Consider the following 18,866-nt stretch of genomic DNA (forward strand, 5'->3'; position numbering starts at 1 on the left):
TTATTTATGCGTACTAATTTGGGTCATACGTGGAATTTTGGGTAAATCTTCCAGTGCTGGATCGAGTTCTTCTTCTTGTGCATGTACTAGGAAATCGACTCGCTCTCGAAGTAGCTTAAAGGCAGGGCTGGACATCAGTTCAGTGTTTCGTGGACGGGGTAAATCCACTTCAATAATTTCTTTAATTTCCCCAGGATTGGCTTTCAGCGCTACGATACGATCAGCCAGTAAAATAGCCTCATCCATATCATGGGTTACAAAAATGATGGTGATATCAATGTTTTGCCATAGGTCCATTAGGTGTTTTTGCATTTTCTGACGGGTATGCGGGTCAAGCGCACCGAAAGGTTCGTCCATCAGTAAAATTTTCGGTTCATTGACTAAAGCACGGGCAATCGCAACACGTTGCTTCATCCCGCCAGACAGTTGATGCGGATATTGGTTTTCATACTTCTCTAAGCCAATAATATTGATCCATTCTCGTGCAGCCGCTTCGGCTGAGGCATGACTTGCACCTTTCATCAGTGGACCAAACATCACATTTTCTTTAACCGATTTCCAAGGAAATAAGGTATAGCCTTGAAACACCATGCCTCGCTCTGGGCTAGGGCCTGAAATGGGCTGTCCATCTACTAGTAATTCGCCACTGCTATATGGGTCTAGACCCGCAACAACACGACTAAAGGTCGATTTTCCACAACCAGACGGGCCAATCACACAAATAAACTCTCGCTTATGAATTTTCAAATTGAGTTGATTTAAAATCGTGCGTGAGTTTTTACCATGCTGAAAAACTTGACTAAGTTGTTTGGCCTCTAAAATGACAGGACGTTGATAAATGTGATCAAAATACTGACGAGCATTGAATTCTGGCGTTCTTATATCTGTAGTTATCATTATTTTGCTCCCGCTTTCCATTTAAACAGATGTTGTCCGAGTTTCATTAAAATCACATCACAGACCAAGCCAATCACCCCAATAATTAAAATCGCAGCATAGACATTGTCAAAGTTCTGGTAGCGTGCTTGCTGGGTAATAAACCAAGTGATCCCTGTGGTGGTGCCAATCAACTCAGAGACAATCAAGTAGGTCCACGCCCAGCCCAGCAAAACACGTAAATCACGGTAAATATCGGGTAACGCCGCTGGAATGACCACGTGAAACAGACTTTTTACTTTATTCGTCCCTAGGGTATAACCCGCTTCAATCAGCCCGCGGTCCACCATACGCGTAGTATTGGCAATAATCAGAATTTGCTGAAACAGCGTCCCAATCACGATGATGGCAATTTTTGGTGCATCATTAATGCCTAATATTGCAACAGCCAGTGCACCAAAGGCAGGCGCAGGTAAGTAGCGAAAGAACTCAACAAAGGGTTCAGTGAGCTGGGAAATTTTGTTGGAAAAACCACATAAAATCCCCAATGGAATACCAACGAGTGATGCAATAAAGAAAGCACTAAATACAATCTTGATACTGTGCCAAAGACTTTGATGAAACCATGGTGCATCGGCTTGAGTGGGTGGTGTCGTAAATGCCGTCACTAAGGCTGTCGCAACTTGGTGGGGTGCTGGTAAATAAATAGGATTGACCAAATTACCTTGCGGCGGTTCAGTGCCTGTATTGACGGCATTTTGCGCTTCTGCATAGAACACACTTTTGTCTACACGGCTACCGATTTGTAAAAAAGAGACACTGCCAGAGTTGGTGATTTGTACTTGAGGATGCCAAATAAATGGTAAATAACTCACAGCACACCAAATGAGGATTGGTATTAGAAATGATCCAAAGCCCAGCAATATTTTGCTTTGAGGACTGAGTTCTCGTGCGACATAACCCATAGTTGCTTAGCCCCGATATTACTTTTTTTATAAAACGTAATACTGTTAAGCAAAATGAATGCCAAATTTGTAGTGCTATTGAGTGTTCACCTATGTGCTAATTGTTTAAATAAAAACAGCCTTTGACCTAAATATGTTTTAAAATGCGCTATCGATAGATTGACGCTCAAAAGGGGCAGCATCGCATGGCACAAAAGTCACAACAATCTGCATTGAATGAATTAATTGCGGAACAAAAACTACTGTGTGAAGAATTTGACTCGGCTTATGTTGAAGTAAAAGGTGATGATGTCGTTGCTGTTGCTGTGCATACTTTGAATCAAGAACCCATTGTCGGTTTACGTAAAAAGCCAGAAACTGAAGAGAATGTCGCTTGGTTTATTTATGGTGGTGAATTGGGTGAAGGACAAGACTTTTTTACAACCATGACTGTACGTGAGTTACAAGATATCTTGCCTGACGTACTTCCATACTTGGCTTTAAGTGAAGGTTATCGTTTTATGATTGATGGCGATGACTATGAAGACGTATGGAAAGAAGGCGATGAGTCTTAATACATGAAAAAACAAACATGGACGTTGCTTAGCCTTTCATTATTTTTATCATCGTTTCTATCAACCCTGAGTTATGCAGAAATAACGAAGCTGACTCAGGCACAGTATGATCAGAAGATGGCTGAATATACAGCAACTGTGAATTCAACCAAAACCGTTTTAGATGCAAAAGATAATCCAGCGACAGCAACAGAAATGAAAACCGCATTTTGTCAGCGTATGGATGCATATCATCAAATTGCTGCGCTATCTAAAGCCAATATTGAGTTAAGTACCGCTTCAGTGATGCTGATGGTGGCCAACCGTTATCTTGAGCAGCAAGAAAAAAGCCTGACCGATGCAGGGATGAATGAAAGTGCCTTCTGTCCAACGGCTAAAGCTTTACAAGTTGAAGATACGAAACGATTAAAAAGTAAAGTAACCGAATAAGACAGCATGAAATTAGTGTGGATATTAAGATCTAATTTATTGTTTCAGGATGCTGTATAAATAGACAATGTCCTCGATTGTGTTAAGATAAATAAAAATCAACCATCGTTTGAGTAGGAGTTGGTGTATGGCAGCTTATACCGACATTAAAGTAGGCAAATATGAGGATGATATGATTCCTAAACTTGCCATTCATGCTTTTCATGATGCTTTTCAAAAAGCAACCACTCGTTCGTCTGTAGTTTATGCAAAAGCTGAACAATTGGTTGAACGCGATATTCATGGCAATGAAACTGTTTTACAAGACTTAAGTCATGCTTATGTCGATGTAGGCGTTTTACCGAAACTGACACGTAAAAAGAAACACGCAACCGTATAGATTGATATGCCACCTCGACAACCTAGAATAAGAATGTTTGCAGGGCCGAATGGTTCTGGTAAAAGCACTGTTAAAGATTACCTCTTGCCCCAACATATTGGGGCATATTTAAATGCAGATGAACTGGAACAAAACTTAAGACAGAGTCAACGCATTGATTTATTGCATTATCATCCTTCCTTAAAAGCTTTAGAGTTGGTCACTTTTCTAAAAAGTAAGAAGCGTCCTCAAGCGGGACAGTTCGTGGCCTTACTTGCGCATGAACCAATTGTGCTAGATGAATGGAAGATCGAGTTTAAAACCGAAGAAATTGATTCTTATCTCTGTGCACGCATTATTGACTATATCCGGCTTGAGTTTCTGCGCTTAAAAGTCAGTTTTACTTTTGAGACGGTCATGTCACATATCTCTAAAGTTGAGTTTCTCCGAGAAGCGAAACGTCAGGGTTATAAAACCTATCTATATTATGTCTCAACAGTAGATCCACAAATCAATATTGCCCGAGTCAAGTATCGCGTCAGTGTGGGTGGTCATCCTGTTCCTGAGCAGAAAATTATTGAACGTTACTACCGTAGTATGGATCTGCTCATGCAAGCCATAGAGTGCTGTGATCGAGCCTACTTGTTTGATAACTCTTCTGACGGTATACAAGCGTCTTTTCTTGCAGAAATAGAAGCAGCTGAAACCTTAAAAATGAATGCCGCCGTGTCTAAGCTCCCAATATGGTTTGCAGAACGGGTATTATCAGAATTTCAATAAACTGCTCAGAAAAAGAGCAGATTATTTTATCCTTTTTCATGTGTCTGCCCGCATAAAAAAATATTCAAAAGTCGTAAATGTGTTTCATAAACTGAGAATAATACTCATGATGTAGAGATGTGCCCTAATTCTATTCAGTTTCTTTAAATGAAAACTATCATGAAATAAAGCGAGAGAAGTTAAGTATTTCTAATCTAAAAAAGGGCTGAATACAAAATCCCTCGGGGATATATTCAAGCTTTTTACGTTATTGTGAAGAATAACTATGTAAAAAAATGCTTTAAGGTGTTATCTAAAAGACTAAAAGCTTCGAGAACGGACGGGTAGTGCCATTCAAATATCTAAAGCTAGATGAAAGACCCCGTAGACAGTGACCATAGACATGCATAGCATCCATAGATACAAAGGACGCTTGATTATTTTTTAATTAAATATATTATTAAAACATATATTGTTTTAAGGCGCTTACCAATGCATGATTTTGCGTGGTCTTTTATAGGTGGAATATTACTCGGCATCTCCGCCGTTGGATATTTATATACCAATGGACGAATTGCAGGAATCAGTGGTCTGGTCTCTCAAGTTTTAAACTTAAAAGGGATCATAAATACGCCTGCACTGTGGTTTTTATTGGGCCTGTTCATTGTTCCGTTTATATATGCCGCTTTTGTTCAGCCAGAAATCTATATTGAAGCTACACCTTTCATGTTAATTATTGCGGGCGTATTGGTAGGTTTTGGAACTCGCTTAGGCTCTGGTTGTACCAGCGGGCATGGTATTTGTGGTATCAGTCGTTTATCCAAACGTTCAATCATCGCTACAATGAGTTTTATGTTCGCAGGCTTTATTACTGTGTATGTTGTCCGTCATATGTTTGGAGCAATCTAAAATGAAAAATGTTTGGGCATTCATTTGGGGTGGATTATTTTCAATTGGTCTCATGCTTTCAGGAATGTCGAATCCTGCGAAAGTGATTGGCTTTTTAGATATTTTTGGGCACTGGGATGCCAGTCTAGCTTTTGTGATGATGGGGGCGATTGCGATTGCATTTATTCCTTTTCAAAAAGCTGTACGTCAGCCACATCCACAAACCTTTTATGGTGAAGCCATACAACTTCCTAAAAATACGAAAATCGACAGAAAACTGATCTTCGGAAGTCTGCTATTTGGTATAGGCTGGGGAATTGCGGGAATTTGTCCTGCGCCGAGCTTTACTTTGATTGGACTGGGTTATTATCAAGCGATCTATTTTATAATTGCGATGTTCGTTGGTGTACTGCTACATCGTAAAGTAATGGAGAAAATGCCATGATGCAAATTGCTCAAGTAAAAGCATTTTTTGATACAGCGAGCAACACGTTTAGTTATGTGGTGAGTGATCCCGACACTCAGTGTTGCGCCGTGATTGATAGTGTATTGGACTATGATGCAGCATCGGCAACGACCAAAACAGAGCAGGCCGATTTAATCATTGCTTATATTCAGGAAAATAGCCTAAGCGTAGACTGGATTTTAGAAACACATGTGCATGCAGATCATTTAAGTGCTGCACAGTATTTAAAGCAAAAACTAGGTGGAAAAATTGCGATTAGTCATAAGATTGAGATCGTACAACAAACTTTTGGTGAGATTTATCACTTAGATATTAAGAGTTTAAATGCCAAGCAGTCATTTGATTATCTTTTTGCAGATCATGAGATATTTTTGATAGGCAACATAAAAGCATATAATATTCCGACACCAGGGCATACACCTGCGTGTCTCAGTTATGTCATTGGTGATGCTGTTTTTGTCGGGGACACGTTGTTTATGCCTGACTATGGGACGGCACGTTGTGATTTTCCAAAGGGGAGTGCGGCGGCTTTATTTGATTCAGTGAAGACTTTGTACACATTGCCAGATCAAACGCGGATGTTCTTATGCCATGACTACTTACCCGAAAGTCGTGATCAATACCAATATGAGACATCGGTTTATTCGCAAAAGCATAAAAACATTCATATCAATACTACAACGGGAAAAGTTGATTTTGTCGAGATGCGAAACCGCCGTGATGCAACGTTAAGCATGCCAAAATTGATATTACCAGCAATTCAAATCAATATGTTTGCAGGCAAGTTCCCTCAACCAGAAGACAATGGTATTCCTTACTTAAAAATTCCGCTGAATTATTTTTAAAATACAAAATTAGTAAGACTTAAGGCATTCGGCATCTTTTCATTTGCTTAGAATCTGATTCAAGAATCTAATCTGATATTAAACAGACATGTACATCATGCTTTTAAATTTAGCCTAAGCTAAAATCTCCCACTCAAAATAGCCTAAGCAAAATTGAGCTTAATATAAAAAGTCATTTGATTTATTTCCATTAAAAATTCAATATCTATAGTAATCAAATAAAGTAAGTTTCATATGATCCTAAATCATCAATTTCATCAAAATGAGCAGCCGCGTGCAAAAACATTGGTCTTTGTTCATGGTTTATTTGGCAGTTTAAGTAATTTAGGAATGTTGGCTCGGGAGTTTTATTCAAGCCACCATGTATTACAGGTAGATGTACGTAATCATGGCTTATCGTCACATTCCAATGTGATGAATTATGAGGTCATGGCAGCTGATCTAATTGAAACTTTAGATGAACTCAACATCGAACACTTTTCTTTGATCGGGCATTCGATGGGTGGAAAGCTGGTGATGAAAGTGACCGAACTCGCAGGAGATCGACTAGATCAACTGGTGGTGTTGGATATTACGCCTATTGCTTATAAAGAAAATCATCATGAGCAAATTTTTAAAGCGCTCATTGCAGTACAAAAAGCAGATATTGAAACACGTCAACAAGCCATAGAAATCATGCGTGAATATCTCAAAGAAGAAATGGTGATTCAGTTTCTCTTGAAATCTTTTAGCAAAGGGAAGTGGTTGTTTAATGTAGATGCACTGTATCAGAACTATGCCCAAATTCTGTCATGGGAAAATATAGAAACATGGCATAAGTCTGCATTGTTTATACGTGGTGGAAACTCACCTTATGTAGCAAAGCCAGAATATATAGAAGCTATCCAATCGCAGTTTTCTCAAGCCCAGATTCAGACGGTGGCAGATGCTGGACACTGGTTACATGCAGAGAAAACTGCGCAAGTTTTGCAAATCATCACTCAATATTTAAGTCAGCCTTCAACCTGATTAACTCAAATTCGCAGCTGAAAGTTGTCCTTCAGAGGTCAGCTTTTCAGCCATTTCCGCAGTTTTCTTTAAATTCGGCATTCGAAATTCGGTATGGCCATAGTCTTGGATCGACTTCCAACGTCCGCCCCAAGTTAAACCTACAGATTCTGCAACTTCACCATAGAGCTGATAGCCACGCATTGCCCATGGGTCTCGTTCAGAAATAACGACTTTTCCATCCCGCTTAAATGCGACATCCGCCGCCAATCCAAATTGGTGGTAACTCTGATAACCACGCGCCAAAGTCGTATTTTTATTGCTGGCTAAAGAATTCTGACGCTGCGGGCTACGATAGCCTTCCAGTAAAACCAGTTCATATCCATGCTGCTCACGCATTATTTTAAATACCATCAGTAGACGTTGTTTATAGCGTGGGTTCATTTTGTGCCACTTACGGTCAGCCGTTGCTAAATTGTCATGTGAATGAGTTGAATGTACATCCTGAATACTTGGATCGTAACTCAAAGCACTGGCTTGAATAGAATTATTATTAAGATCCGCTTGCTCAAGCATACTTGCTTCAACTATGGCCGCAGCAACTAAGGATTCTTCGATCTCTGGTGGCGGAGACAAAATTTGTCCATCAAGTAGGGCATAAATTTGTGGATCCGATTGTCTTAAATAATCCGCTTCGATTTTAGTGGGTGTGACGGGGCTGGTAAAAGCAAACATTAAGATGCTGGCAAATAGAAGTAGGCCCGCAACCAATATCCACCACTGTTGAATATGCCAATGTGATTGCAATTGCTCAGGCGCAGCAGCATGATTTATATGCTGTGCAAAATGACGAGCGGATTGAAATCTTTGTTTTCCTTGAGGAATTAACCCGACAAAAAAGCCAGCTAATTTTGCTCTAAGTTCATAGGACAGTGCTAAACCGAGCCCTAGTGCCAGGATTAGAAAAATCGAAAAAATAGCATAAATCATAGTCTGATAGTAGCTGGCATTGGGGCTTCGACGGCACGAGTTGTAATCTTGGTTTGTACACTGCCTGTGGGAGATTCTTCGGATTTTTCCACAGGCTGTTCTGATTTAGTCACTTTGCCGTGATTTTTATCTTTCGGTGTAGCCGAACTTTGCGTTGACGAGTTTTGTTTCTTATTTTCTTTTGGTAAGGGCTGCGGACTAGCACTCTTCATCGATGGTGCAGTAACTGTTTCAGCTGGACGAAGAAAAGCTCTGCTTAATTCATCTTCTTTGGGTTGAGGAAAATCAGCAGGCGGCTCAGTTACATTTGAAGGTTGAACACTTTTAGAAGGGATGACTTTAGTCGCTTCAAAAATAGCTTCGGGTTCCCGCGTCGGGGCTTCATTATCGACTGAGGGTTCAGTGACATCGACGCTAGAATTTTGGCTAACGTGTATTGAATCATTTTTTTGTTGTGTAAAAAAGTAAGTAAAACCAAGAGTGGCCATCAATAAGACACCACCCAAAAAACCACCAAATGCATAGAGCATAGGTGAAATATTTTTCTTTTTTGTAGACGTCAAAATTTTGACTGAAGTCCGTTTTTCATGAGCCATGGAGTTAGTTCTTAGGGTAAATGAATAGTAATATGTGCCTGTTCTGTTGGCGTAGAAATGACATTTTCATATGTGGCCAAAGAATTCGTACTTTGCTTTGATAACATATAGCGCAAGCCTGCAAAGGATAAGAGCGCGAATAGGATTAGAAAAAGTAAAATCCAGTAAAAAGGAAGCTCACGGTGAATCATGTGTTTAATTTGATCGGGGAGCGATGCAAAAGGAGAAAAGGCAGCCTTTTTTCCTTTCAAATAGTCAATTTCATCGCCCACACGTGCGACCAAATGGTTTAAATTTTCTATAGATTCAATGCGATATCTACCATGAAAACCCAGGAGCATGCAGTAATGATAAACTTCAAGTGCGGCTAATCGACTATTTCCTTTACGGCGTAACTCTTCTAAAATTTCAAAAAAACGATAACCCGCAAGTTGCGAGCCAAATAAACTAAGCTGTAAGGGACTGATTAACCAACTATTTTGTAGCTCGAAAAATTGTGCATCTTGCTGAGTCACAATGGTTTCATCTAATAATGCACAGTAAGCATATTTAGCATCTTGAATGTCATCTGATGAAAATTGTAATTTTCGAGCTTGGTTTTCAAAACGGTTGAGTAGGACAAGAATTTTTTCACGAAATTCAGTCGAACTACTCGGTATATATTTGTTTTTTAATAAAAATACAATATAAAAACCATCATGGAGTAAGTCAACCAAGTTGGTTGTACTGGTGACTTTGGCGGTCATGGGCTGAGTAATTGAACCAGTTCCAATTTGTCCATCATCAAAAAGTGAAGGGGCATTATTCATGATTCATTTCCTTAGCCATTCATCACAGCAATCAATTCAACAGCAATATCTTGGAAACCCGCTGGAATATAAATACAAATCGACTCGGCATCCAACATGCGTTGGTATAAGTCATTATTCGGTTCAATTTCAAAGTAACTCACACCAGATCGCACTGGAATAGCAGTTGGAACCTGCATTAAATGATGCAAAGGAACTGCAGGGAGTGCAGCGATGACACGTTGTTCCACATCTACGGTATTGCCCACTTTAAAGCGCAATGGAACCAATTGAATCAGTTCGTGGCTTTGCATCATGCTGCTTGAAACAGCCAAGTAAAGTCTTGAATCTCGGGTGATTTTATCTGACTCTAAACTGCCTAACCAATAGGATGGTCGTGTTTCTTTGAGTTGGATACTGATGTAGCGGTTTGAAATAATCGTATCTAATAACTCACGTAGAATGAAATCGAGCTGACTAAAACTTTCTTGTAAATTATGATGTTGGTAGCGAGGTAAATGATCAACCTCATGAGCCGTTGAAAAAGTCAGCAATGAGCCAGTCAAACGTAATAATTCAAAGAATAGCCGCTCTGGATGGATATGCGGGTATTGCAATAAATGATTCAACGTCGCGTGTGCTGTGTTGAGTGCATTAACCAGCCAAAATGACACAATGTCGCCAGAGCGAAATTCAATCAGTTTTTGCTCGTTTTCTCGATTATTACTTTGAATGGTTTTAATTTTCGCTTTGATAACATTTAAACTGCGTTTCAAACTCGAGATAAGATTTTCAGAAGATTCAATATGCAAGATAGGCGGAATAAAATGACGATCAAATTCAAATTGACCTGAGCTTTGACGTTTAATTTTTGCTAAAGCTAAATACAAAAAACCATCCAGCTCTTGATTCGGTTCTACGTTCGCCTCTAACAAGCGAAACTCTGCACGGCGGCGCAATAAGGTGATATCTGCTGCAATTGCATCTGTAAATAAATCGTGGGTTGAGGTCAGATAAGAGTGGTAGCGACCGAACTGCGCACTATTTTCAGCGCTCACATTTTTCTTATTGGCTTGTACAATCGGCAAAGCCAAATAAACCAAGATTTCGCCACGTAAATTCAGTTCATCTAATAACACTGGCTCTGGCAGTAAATCACGTGTCGGCGCTTGATAGATTTCACCATCTTGCCAAATCATACTAATACTTTCGAGTGCCAAGATATGTGTGTGTAACTGTGCCTCATCAAATTGAATATTTTGAATGCCATAGGCAAATGGAATCGTGGAACGAATGGTATGATTCAGACGTTGTTCATGATACGCATCTTGTAATTGAAAATGTTGAGGGCGTAAAAATAGACCTTCACCCCAAAGTATTTTTTCTGCTTTAAACATTTAGATTACCAATCGTTTGATTCATTTGCTTGTTGTACGCCCAGTAGTTCTTGGACGTTATGCAGTGGATTTTCGTTTTTAATGACTTGATTTAACCATTCATGTAGTGGCATCTGACTCCACTTGATGGTTTTTTGTAACATATAACTTACTGGACTATGCGGTTCATTAGCTTGGAAATAGTCAGAAATTTCTTGTAATACCCGCATGGCTTGTTCACGGTTTGCTAAGTGATTTTGCGGTTGAACCTGAAAGCCTTTGGATGGATGGACGATGTTCATGTCAATCTCTTGTTCTTTGTGCTGAGTAAATGAAAGTGTCTGTGTTGTTATCGTTGTGGCAGCAGAAGACTCAGACGTATGTGTCGCCATTACAGGTTGGGTAAAAACATCGGTTTTATAGAGCTTTTTTAAACTGGTGTGGATGTTTTCAAGCTGAGTATCAATAGCAGCAAAGCTTGGTGCATCTAAGCCCATTAAGGTATCTAACACACTTTTCAAAATTGACCATTCAGCCAGAATCGCCGAAAAATGTTGATAGTTCTGATATTGAAATGATTTTGATGTGTTGAACAAGCTCAGCTCAAACTGTTCCAAAATTTGAGAGCTATTGGCATCCTCCGTATAACTTTCTACTTGTTTCAACAAATGATTTTTTTGTCTCAGTAAGGCTTCATAATCGCTGAGTGAAAATGCAGGAACATTCACGATAGCGACTTGTTTAATCAGTGGAATCAAATGATTAATGGAACCTTGCAACAAACCTAGACGTTGATCTAAATCTTCTTCTTCAATTTCAGGATGAAGTTGTGTCCAATACTCATTTAGCGTTCGATGCATAAGCTCTAAGGCTTTTGCGGTGCCTTCGAATCCGTATAAATTTGACCACGCTTCAAGTAACCAGCCCATTAAGCGTAAATCTTTTGATTTTCCCGTGAGCAGCTCGATAGATTTTTGTTCAACGAAATGCCAGTCTGCTTGCTTAGGTTCAGCGACCCAGTCGCCTTGATCGAGTAGTGGATCATCCTGAGTTTTTGCAATTTTGATAGCGTGGAATTCATTGGAAAAAGACAAGTCTTGTCCACATGGTTGATCGCTTGAGATAGGAGACAATAAAGACTCGATTTCTAAGCTCATAATTTTACACTCTATATTCTATTAAACTTGATTCGCTTTATTTTTAGCAGGATGTCGTTTCTTTTTAGCCGTGGTCTTTTCGACAGGGTCTAAAACATACGTAATTTCATCATCTTTGACATCAATCTGAATGACTTTAGGCAAATTGTCTACTGCCAAAGCCATCAATATTTCTGTGGCTAAAGCAGGCAATATACTGGCATTCAAAATGTGATCAACATTTCGTGCACCGCTATCGACTTCCGTGCAGCGACTTAATAACAGTTCTACCAATTCCTCTGAATATTGAACTTTGGTTTGGTACTGCTTCTCAAGGCGAGAGGTTATTTTCTTGATTTTATGATGGATAATTTGAATCAGTAAATCATCATGCAGTGGGAAATAGGGAACGATACGCATGCGCCCTAAAAAAGCAGGTTTAAATTGTTTATATAAACTTGGTTTTAACTGCTCTGCTAAGCTTTCCGCGGTTGGCCATGTATCAATCGGTTGATTCAAACACGCCTGCATAATGGTATTCGAACCTACATTCGAGGTCAAAATAATGGTGGTATTCTTAAAGTCGATGACTCGACCTTCGCCATCTTCAAGCGTACCTTTGTCAAAAACTTGATAAAAGAGTTCTTGAACATCGTTGTGTGCTTTTTCAATTTCATCCAATAAAACCACACTATAAGGATTGCGGCGAACGGCTTCAGTCAGCACACCACCTTGACCATATCCCACATATCCAGGTGGAGCACCTTTTAAAGAAGAAACGGTATGTGCTTCTTGATATTCAGACATATTAATAGTGATTAGGTGGGATTCTCCACCATAAAGCTCATTCGCCAGCGCAAGCGCGGTTTCGGTTTTACCGACACCACTTGGACCCACCAACATGAACACGCCTTGCGGTTTATTGGGATCATCCAATTTTGCTTTAGATGTTTTAATTCCCTGAACCAGTTGATGTAGGGCAGAGTCTTGTCCCATAACACGCTCAGCCAGTTTGCTTTCTAGGCTGAGAATTTGTTTTATTTCATCGTTCACCATATTACCCACAGGAATACCGGTCCAGTCTGAAATAATTTCATTAATGATTTGTGCATTAACACGCTCAAACACTAAGGGATTCTGGCCTTGTACATTGCTTAATTCTTCACGAAGCGCAGCAATCTCTTTTTGATCGTTGTGAACCGTTGTATCTTGTTGGCGTTGTTTTATCTGTTCAACAAGCGCTCTTTCTTTTTGCCATTGCGCTTGAGTGTGTTCAATTTCACACTCAAGCTGCACTAGTTTTTGCTTTAGATCATGTAGGCGCTCATGATGAATCGGCAAATTTTTATGTTCATTTTCTAAAATCTCATATTCAAGTTTGAGATTATGTTGTTGAGCAAGCATCTGATCTAACTTCACAGGTTGTGCGTTTTGAGTGAGTGCTACACGCGCTGCGGCTGTATCGAGTACGCTAATCGCTTTGTCTGGGAGTTGGCGGCCACTAATATAACGATGCGAAGAATGTACGGCTGTGATGATAGCTTCATCATCAATATTTAAATTAAAATGATTGGCCATGACTGGTAACATGGCACGTAACATATCGATGGCGACATCTTCGGTTGGTTCTTCAACTTTAACGACTTGAAAGCGTCGACTGAGCGCTGCATCTTTTTCAAAATATTGTTTATATTCAGCCCATGTGGTTGCTGCAATGGTACGTAACTCACCACGAGCCAGTGCGGGTTTTAATAGATTGGCAGCATCATTTTGGCCTGCTTGACCTCCCGCACCAATCAAAGTATGTGCTTCATCAATAAATAAAATTATAGGATGAGTGGCAGACTGAACCTCTTGAATCACTTGTTTCAAGCGATTTTCAAATTCACCTTTTACACTGGCACCTGCTTGCAATAGTCCCATATCAAGCGTATGCAGTTGAACATTTTTTAAAGCATCAGGCACTTGGTTGTTCACAATTTTTAATGCCAAACCTTCAACGACAGCCGTTTTTCCTACACCCGGTTCACCAGTTAAAATGGGGTTATTTTGGCGTCGACGCATTAGGATATCGAGCATTAAACGTATTTCAAACTCACGACCAATAACGGGGTCGATAAGGCCACTTTGTGCCTTTTGGGTCAGGTTAATTGTATATTGATCAAGTGCTGGCGTTTTGTTTTTAGCCAAATGCTGTGCAGGCTCAGTGCTTTCGCTTGGTGCTGTTTCCTGTAAAACATCTTGTTCGATACTGTTTGAGCATAGGTCTAAAAATTTATGCTTCATTGTATCGATCGGGAACAGTTCAAATTGGCCCGAAGCGCGTAATGCCATTTGATGCAAATCTGGTGCTGTTAAAAGTGCTACCAAAATATGACCTGTTCGAATGACAGGATTTTGTTCGGCTGAAGCAAGTAACCACGCTTGCTCCAATAAACGAATAATGGATTGAGCAAATATCGGGGTGCGAGTATTTCCTTTAGGCAACTGGGAAAGACTGAGTTGTAAATCCTTAACTAAAAAATCATGGGAAATTTTATATTTTTCAACCAATAAGTGGAGATCATTTGGCTCTTGTTGTTCTAATAATTCAAGAAAAAAATGCTCAATTTCGATTTCATAATTTTGTTGATTAATACAACTATTTGCAGACTTCTCTAGAGCAACACGCGCATGATTAGATAGCTTCTTAATTAATATTTTAAGGTTATTCATATGTAACTCAGTCATGCTTTATAGCAAAGTTTTTACAAGACAAATATGCCAATGGCTATCTGTGTTTTTAGTGTAAATATAAAATTATTTATAAATTAGCATTTTACAAGCCATTATAAATGCTATTTGGCGGGTATTTTATATATATGCCATCATAATACACAAATGAAATTTAGATAAAAAAGAAGATATATTACAAAAAGCAAACACAGTTACTTTTGAGTAACATTTTTTACCTTGACTTTAGGTGCCATATTTTTGTTAAATCCAAGCGCATTATATAAGCAGAAAGTATTTACCTAGGGTGTGTATATTTTAAATCGAAGTTACTGATAATAATTTTAATTTTTATTCATAAAGGTTTGAGGCAAGTTTTGAAAAAATATTATTTAATTTTACCTACATTCGTTTTATTAACGGCGACACCATTTGCTTTTGCAGCGGTAGAAGAGGGTATTAGTTTAAAAAATAAGTGTATTAAAAATTACCCATTGGTAAATGGTGAAACTGATCATGATTTACTAAATTTATATGCACAGATTTGCGATAGTAAAAATAAAAAAAATGATGAGCTAAAAAATAAATTATTGGTTCAAGCTGCTAGTCGATATCAAGAACTTGGGAAAAGTTATAAAGCACTTCAACTGGTTGAAGAGTTAAATGCGCGAAATATTAATCATACATCATTAACAGATACTCGGTTTTTAGCTGGCGTTTCGATTGCAAATACGGCGTTAAACCATATGCGTCAAGAAGAAATGCGCTATTTATCTACAGATTTAACCTATCCGCCTGCCAAAGAGCTGTCTAATCTCGTTCGTAATTCTTTGCCTGCGCCAGATACGAGTGATGCAAAGGCTGTGGTGATCAAAGCACCAAAGAAAACCACGCGTAAGACTGCGAGTTCAACCAAACAAACCACAAAGAAAACAACGGCTCAGGTGGCAAAACCCAAAAAAGTTGAGAAAGTACAATCAACAGAAGTGGCGAGCAAACCGAATACAAATCCCTTCAATTCACTTTAAAAACTTTCATTTTTGAAATAATAAAAAACAGGATTTTCATATGGCTAAACGTGAAAGCGTCCAAAAAAAGTTACAGCGTATTCGACCACCTCGGGTACAACTGACTTATGATGTTGAAGTTGGTGATGCTAAAGAAATTAAGGAATTACCATTTGTTGTTGGTGTTTTAGGTGATTTCTCAGCGGCATCTGAAATAGAAAAAACCAAGCTCAAAGACAAAAAATTTATTAATGTTGATTTGGAAAACATTGATGAAGTCATGGAGTCTTTAGCACCACGTGCAGCCTATCAAGTTGAAAATACATTGACTGAAGAAGGTGGACGTATGTCTGTTGATTTGACGTTTAAGTCGATGGAAGATTTTCGTCCTGAAAATGTGGTTCAGCAAGTGGATCCATTGAGAAAATTAGTGGAAGCTCGTGAACGTTTAACTGATTTGCGTAACAAAATTTCGAATAATGAGCGCTTAGAAGATCTACTTGATCAAGTTCTGCAAAATACAGATCAAGTACGCAAAATGAGTGTGGAGGCTGAAAATGAATAATGCCCAATCCGCTGCAGTTGCTCAAGATACTACTGAAGAATTTACGCTTTTAGATTCAATCGTTGAACGTAGTCGAATTGCTCGAAATGAAGAAGAGCATGATCGAGCGAAAAGTTTAATTGGCGAACTTGCTAAAGAAGTGATGGCGGGGACGATTACTGTTTCAGAAAATATGACATTATCGATTGATAAGCGTATTGCTGAAATTGATGCGCTCATTTCGACGCAGCTCAGTAAAATTATCCATGATGAACAATTTCAAAAAATTGAATCGACATGGCGCGGTTTATATTACTTTTGCCAAGAAACGCCATCTAATCCATTGATTAAGATTCGTATGTTGAATACAACGAAGAAAGAATTAATCAAGGATTTTCAAGGCGCAACGGACTTTGATCAAAGTACATTGTTTAAAAAGATCTATGAAGAAGAATATGGGTCATTTGGTGGTGCGCCATATGCCACATTAATTGGCGATTTTGAGTTTGATCGTACACCTTCAGACATGTATTTGCTGGAACAAATTTCACATGTTGCTGCAGCTGCACATGCACCTTTTATTTCTGCAGCAGATGCCAACATCCTCGGATTGGAATCCTTTACGGATATTGACCGTCCGCGTGAAGTATCCAAAATTTTTGAAACCGCTGAATATGTCCAGTGGCGTTCTTTCCGAGAAAGTGATGATGCGCGCTATGTTGCATTAACAATGCCACGTGTATTGGGGCGTCTGCCTTATCACCCTAAGGAAGGTACAGCGACTGAAGGCTTTAACTTTGTGGAAGAAGTCTCTGGGCAAAATCATGATGAATATTTGTGGATGAATGCAGCCTATGCTTTTGGTACGCGTTTGACCAATGCTTTTGATATGCATGGTTGGTGTGCTGCCATTCGTGGTGTTGAAGGTGGTGGTTTGGTAGAGGGATTACCTGTTCATACCTTTAAAACCAGTGATGGTGAAGTGGTCTTTAAATGTCCAACTGAAATTGCCATCACCGACCGTCGTGAAAAAGAACTCAGTGATCTTGGCTTTATTCCTTTAGTACATTGTAAAAACACGGATTATGCAGCATTTTTTGGTGCGCAATCGACGCAGAAACCTAAAAAGTATAATAGCGATTCTGCCAATGCGAACTCTGCTTTATCTAGCCAAATTCAGTACATTATGGCCGTTTCACGTATTGCACATTATTTAAAAGCCATGATGCGCGATAAAGTCGGAAGTTTTGCTTCGGCTGGAAACATTGAAACATTTTTAAATGAGTGGTTGGCTCAATATATTTTGCTTGATGACGGGGCTTCACAAGAGGCGAAAGCGCAATATCCGCTGCGTGAAGCATCTGTCAAAGTTGTAGAGAACCCAGCACAACCGGGGCACTACAAATCTGTGGTTTTCTTAAGACCACATTTCCAGTTGGATGAGTTGTCAGTATCACTGCGACTTGTTACTGAGTTACCTCAGTCCTCAAACTAATTTGAGTGCCAACACATAATAACTTTAGAATAGGAAAAGATTACAAATGAAAGACATATACGTACAGTTCAGAGGTAAATATAAGGTCGATGGCGAGTCACGTGATACAGAGCACCAAGGCTGGTTAGAGGTGAACTCTTGGTCACACAATATTCGTCAGCCAAAGTCTGCAACATCATCAAGTGTTGGTGGTCATACAGCGGAACGTGTTGAACATTCTGATATGCTGTTTGTTAAAGATTTGGATGCAACCAGTCCAAAACTTTGGGAAGCATGTTCAGCGGGTTATACCTTTGATGAAGTACAAATTGATTTTTATCGTGCAAATGGCGATAAGCGCATCAAGTATCTACAAATTAAATTGAAGCATGTTTTGGTTTCAAGTGTTACGCCAACAGTAAGTGAGGAAGGTGTTCCGCTTGAAGGGTTTGGTTTGAAATATGCTGCTGTGGAATGGACGTATAACCAGCAAGATATTAATGGCACACAAAAAGGTGCTGTGACCAAGAAATGGTCTCTATCAAACAATACTGCATCATACGCTGCATAAAAATAACTGAAAAAATAAAGGCTAACCAACGTTGGCCTTTATTTATGCGAGATGATTTTAATCAACATGAATCTAGATCAGCTTTATCCCTATGGGTTTAGAAAAACGCTATTTGACCGATTACTACCGACCACTGAACAGGACCGATTGGGGATGTCTCTTCAGGAGCTACGTGAATCCGTCGCGACCGACTTAGAAGATTTGTTGAACAGTCGTATGGCGAATTTTAATGATTCAATTGATGCTTTTCCGTTGGTGAAAAAGTCCATTGTTCAATTTGGAATCATTGATTTTGTTGGATTATCGACTGCAAATCCGACCGATCGCGATAAAATTTGCCAGTCGATTGCAGCGTCTATTACTGCACATGAGCCGAGACTGAAACAAATCAAAGTCGAAATGTTGCTTGATGGACAGAATATGGGGGCGTTGTGTTTGAGTATTCAAGCCTATTTAAATATTCATCCTTTATATGAACCCGTGATTTTTGATGCTTTGCTCAAACCGACAACACAACAATATGTTATTTCTGCAAGAGCTTAATG

The 18,866-nt window shown here is 39.3% G+C and carries 21 protein-coding genes; 13 read left to right on the forward strand and 8 right to left on the reverse strand.

The window, feature by feature from the left end; translation table 11 throughout:
• A complete protein-coding gene (locus AC5EUN_RS07475) occupies positions 1-897 on the reverse strand; it encodes an ABC transporter ATP-binding protein (protein WP_010326741.1) in 897 nt (298 codons plus the stop codon).
• Positions 897-1,841, reverse strand: a complete 945-nt coding sequence (locus AC5EUN_RS07480; RefSeq protein ID WP_010326740.1) for an ABC transporter permease — start codon at positions 1,839-1,841, stop codon at positions 897-899. The genes AC5EUN_RS07475 and AC5EUN_RS07480 overlap by 1 nt, the downstream gene beginning before the upstream one ends.
• A gap of 185 nt (positions 1,842-2,026) precedes the next feature.
• On the opposite strand from AC5EUN_RS07480, the gene AC5EUN_RS07485 reads away from it, so the two are divergent.
• The 8 genes from AC5EUN_RS07485 (at position 2,027) to AC5EUN_RS07520 (ending at position 7,148) form a co-directional block, all read left to right on the forward strand.
• Positions 2,027-2,395, forward strand: coding sequence for an immunity protein Imm33 domain-containing protein (locus AC5EUN_RS07485; RefSeq protein ID WP_004693046.1), 369 nt, complete (start codon positions 2,027-2,029; stop codon positions 2,393-2,395).
• Between the two features lie 3 nt (positions 2,396-2,398).
• Positions 2,399-2,824, forward strand: coding sequence for a hypothetical protein (locus AC5EUN_RS07490; protein WP_010326739.1), 426 nt, complete (start codon positions 2,399-2,401; stop codon positions 2,822-2,824).
• 127 nt (positions 2,825-2,951) lie between these two features.
• Positions 2,952-3,203, forward strand: a complete 252-nt coding sequence (locus tag AC5EUN_RS07495; protein ID WP_010326738.1) for a hypothetical protein — start codon at positions 2,952-2,954, stop codon at positions 3,201-3,203.
• Positions 3,204-3,236: 33 nt separating this feature from the next.
• Positions 3,237-3,962, forward strand: coding sequence for an ATPase (locus tag AC5EUN_RS07500; RefSeq protein WP_010326737.1), 726 nt, complete (start codon positions 3,237-3,239; stop codon positions 3,960-3,962).
• A gap of 471 nt (positions 3,963-4,433) precedes the next feature.
• Complete coding sequence (locus tag AC5EUN_RS07505) at positions 4,434-4,850, forward strand: YeeE/YedE family protein (RefSeq protein WP_010326736.1); 417 nt, start codon at positions 4,434-4,436, stop codon at positions 4,848-4,850.
• Between the two features lies 1 nt (position 4,851).
• Positions 4,852-5,274, forward strand: coding sequence for a DUF6691 family protein (locus tag AC5EUN_RS07510; protein WP_010326735.1), 423 nt, complete (start codon positions 4,852-4,854; stop codon positions 5,272-5,274).
• On the forward strand, positions 5,271-6,140 hold the full coding sequence (locus tag AC5EUN_RS07515; protein ID WP_029575026.1) for an MBL fold metallo-hydrolase: 870 nt from the start codon (positions 5,271-5,273) through the stop codon (positions 6,138-6,140). Before AC5EUN_RS07510 ends, AC5EUN_RS07515 begins: the two co-directional genes overlap by 4 nt.
• Positions 6,141-6,374: 234 nt before the next feature.
• Positions 6,375-7,148: an alpha/beta fold hydrolase gene (locus AC5EUN_RS07520; RefSeq protein ID WP_010326733.1), complete on the forward strand. Its 774-nt coding sequence runs from the start codon at positions 6,375-6,377 to the stop codon at positions 7,146-7,148.
• Here AC5EUN_RS07520 and AC5EUN_RS07525 read toward each other — a convergent pair whose 3' ends face one another.
• From AC5EUN_RS07525 to tssH, 6 genes are read right to left on the reverse strand one after another with little or no spacing between them, the layout of a single operon-like run.
• Positions 7,149-8,117 (reverse strand): M15 family metallopeptidase, encoded by a 969-nt coding sequence (locus AC5EUN_RS07525; RefSeq protein WP_094148609.1) that lies wholly within the window; start codon positions 8,115-8,117, stop codon positions 7,149-7,151. It abuts the gene before it with no gap.
• On the reverse strand, positions 8,114-8,713 hold the full coding sequence (locus AC5EUN_RS07530) for a hypothetical protein (protein WP_130235031.1): 600 nt from the start codon (positions 8,711-8,713) through the stop codon (positions 8,114-8,116). The genes AC5EUN_RS07525 and AC5EUN_RS07530 overlap by 4 nt, the downstream gene beginning before the upstream one ends.
• Positions 8,714-8,724: 11 nt before the next feature.
• On the reverse strand, positions 8,725-9,522 hold the full coding sequence (gene icmH, locus AC5EUN_RS07535) for a type IVB secretion system protein IcmH/DotU (protein ID WP_005399426.1): 798 nt from the start codon (positions 9,520-9,522) through the stop codon (positions 8,725-8,727).
• Positions 9,523-9,533: 11 nt separating this feature from the next.
• Entirely contained in the window at positions 9,534-10,898 is a 1,365-nt protein-coding gene (gene tssK, locus AC5EUN_RS07540; protein ID WP_094148607.1) for a type VI secretion system baseplate subunit TssK, read from the reverse strand.
• A gap of 5 nt (positions 10,899-10,903) precedes the next feature.
• Positions 10,904-12,034 (reverse strand): type VI secretion system protein TssA, encoded by a 1,131-nt coding sequence (tssA, locus tag AC5EUN_RS07545; RefSeq protein WP_094148606.1) that lies wholly within the window; start codon positions 12,032-12,034, stop codon positions 10,904-10,906.
• Positions 12,035-12,055: 21 nt separating this feature from the next.
• Complete coding sequence (gene tssH, locus AC5EUN_RS07550; protein ID WP_372239164.1) at positions 12,056-14,743, reverse strand: type VI secretion system ATPase TssH; 2,688 nt, start codon at positions 14,741-14,743, stop codon at positions 12,056-12,058.
• Between the two features lie 359 nt (positions 14,744-15,102).
• On the opposite strand from tssH, the gene AC5EUN_RS07555 reads away from it, so the two are divergent.
• The 5 genes from AC5EUN_RS07555 (at position 15,103) to tssE (ending at position 18,864) form a co-directional block, all read left to right on the forward strand.
• Complete coding sequence (locus tag AC5EUN_RS07555) at positions 15,103-15,753, forward strand: hypothetical protein (protein ID WP_094148605.1); 651 nt, start codon at positions 15,103-15,105, stop codon at positions 15,751-15,753.
• 40 nt (positions 15,754-15,793) lie between these two features.
• Positions 15,794-16,297, forward strand: coding sequence for a type VI secretion system contractile sheath small subunit (gene tssB, locus AC5EUN_RS07560; protein WP_004979583.1), 504 nt, complete (start codon positions 15,794-15,796; stop codon positions 16,295-16,297).
• Complete coding sequence (tssC, locus tag AC5EUN_RS07565) at positions 16,290-17,771, forward strand: type VI secretion system contractile sheath large subunit (RefSeq protein ID WP_004693079.1); 1,482 nt, start codon at positions 16,290-16,292, stop codon at positions 17,769-17,771. The genes tssB and tssC overlap by 8 nt, the downstream gene beginning before the upstream one ends.
• A 46-nt stretch (positions 17,772-17,817) precedes the next feature.
• A complete protein-coding gene (locus AC5EUN_RS07570; protein ID WP_004693082.1) occupies positions 17,818-18,321 on the forward strand; it encodes an Hcp family type VI secretion system effector in 504 nt (167 codons plus the stop codon).
• Between the two features lie 66 nt (positions 18,322-18,387).
• Positions 18,388-18,864 (forward strand): type VI secretion system baseplate subunit TssE, encoded by a 477-nt coding sequence (gene tssE / locus AC5EUN_RS07575; RefSeq protein ID WP_010326723.1) that lies wholly within the window; start codon positions 18,388-18,390, stop codon positions 18,862-18,864.
• Positions 18,865-18,866 lie beyond the last annotated feature (2 nt).

The sequence above is a fragment of the Acinetobacter sp. CAU_H_S170_2 genome, assembly GCF_058890445.1.

Bases quoted from the DNA above. Each gene is read 5' to 3' on its own strand.
- AC5EUN_RS07475 (WP_010326741.1), bottom strand. From the start codon at position 897: ATGATAACTACAGATATAAGAACGCCAGAATTCAATGCTCGTCAGTAT.
- AC5EUN_RS07480 (WP_010326740.1), bottom strand. From the start codon at position 1,841: ATGGGTTATGTCGCACGAGAACTCAGTCCTCAAAGCAAAATATTGCTG.
- AC5EUN_RS07485 (WP_004693046.1), top strand. From the start codon at position 2,027: ATGGCACAAAAGTCACAACAATCTGCATTGAATGAATTAATTGCGGAA.
- AC5EUN_RS07490 (WP_010326739.1), top strand. From the start codon at position 2,399: ATGAAAAAACAAACATGGACGTTGCTTAGCCTTTCATTATTTTTATCA.
- AC5EUN_RS07495 (WP_010326738.1), top strand. From the start codon at position 2,952: ATGGCAGCTTATACCGACATTAAAGTAGGCAAATATGAGGATGATATG.
- AC5EUN_RS07500 (WP_010326737.1), top strand. From the start codon at position 3,237: ATGTTTGCAGGGCCGAATGGTTCTGGTAAAAGCACTGTTAAAGATTAC.
- AC5EUN_RS07505 (WP_010326736.1), top strand. From the start codon at position 4,434: ATGCATGATTTTGCGTGGTCTTTTATAGGTGGAATATTACTCGGCATC.
- AC5EUN_RS07510 (WP_010326735.1), top strand. From the start codon at position 4,852: ATGAAAAATGTTTGGGCATTCATTTGGGGTGGATTATTTTCAATTGGT.
- AC5EUN_RS07515 (WP_029575026.1), top strand. From the start codon at position 5,271: ATGATGCAAATTGCTCAAGTAAAAGCATTTTTTGATACAGCGAGCAAC.
- AC5EUN_RS07520 (WP_010326733.1), top strand. From the start codon at position 6,375: ATGATCCTAAATCATCAATTTCATCAAAATGAGCAGCCGCGTGCAAAA.
- AC5EUN_RS07525 (WP_094148609.1), bottom strand. From the start codon at position 8,117: ATGATTTATGCTATTTTTTCGATTTTTCTAATCCTGGCACTAGGGCTC.
- AC5EUN_RS07530 (WP_130235031.1), bottom strand. From the start codon at position 8,713: ATGGCTCATGAAAAACGGACTTCAGTCAAAATTTTGACGTCTACAAAA.
- icmH (WP_005399426.1), bottom strand. From the start codon at position 9,522: ATGAATAATGCCCCTTCACTTTTTGATGATGGACAAATTGGAACTGGT.
- tssK (WP_094148607.1), bottom strand. From the start codon at position 10,898: ATGTTTAAAGCAGAAAAAATACTTTGGGGTGAAGGTCTATTTTTACGC.
- tssA (WP_094148606.1), bottom strand. From the start codon at position 12,034: ATGAGCTTAGAAATCGAGTCTTTATTGTCTCCTATCTCAAGCGATCAA.
- tssH (WP_372239164.1), bottom strand. From the start codon at position 14,743: ATGACTGAGTTACATATGAATAACCTTAAAATATTAATTAAGAAGCTA.
- tssB (WP_004979583.1), top strand. From the start codon at position 15,794: ATGGCTAAACGTGAAAGCGTCCAAAAAAAGTTACAGCGTATTCGACCA.
- tssC (WP_004693079.1), top strand. From the start codon at position 16,290: ATGAATAATGCCCAATCCGCTGCAGTTGCTCAAGATACTACTGAAGAA.
- AC5EUN_RS07570 (WP_004693082.1), top strand. From the start codon at position 17,818: ATGAAAGACATATACGTACAGTTCAGAGGTAAATATAAGGTCGATGGC.
- tssE (WP_010326723.1), top strand. From the start codon at position 18,388: ATGAATCTAGATCAGCTTTATCCCTATGGGTTTAGAAAAACGCTATTT.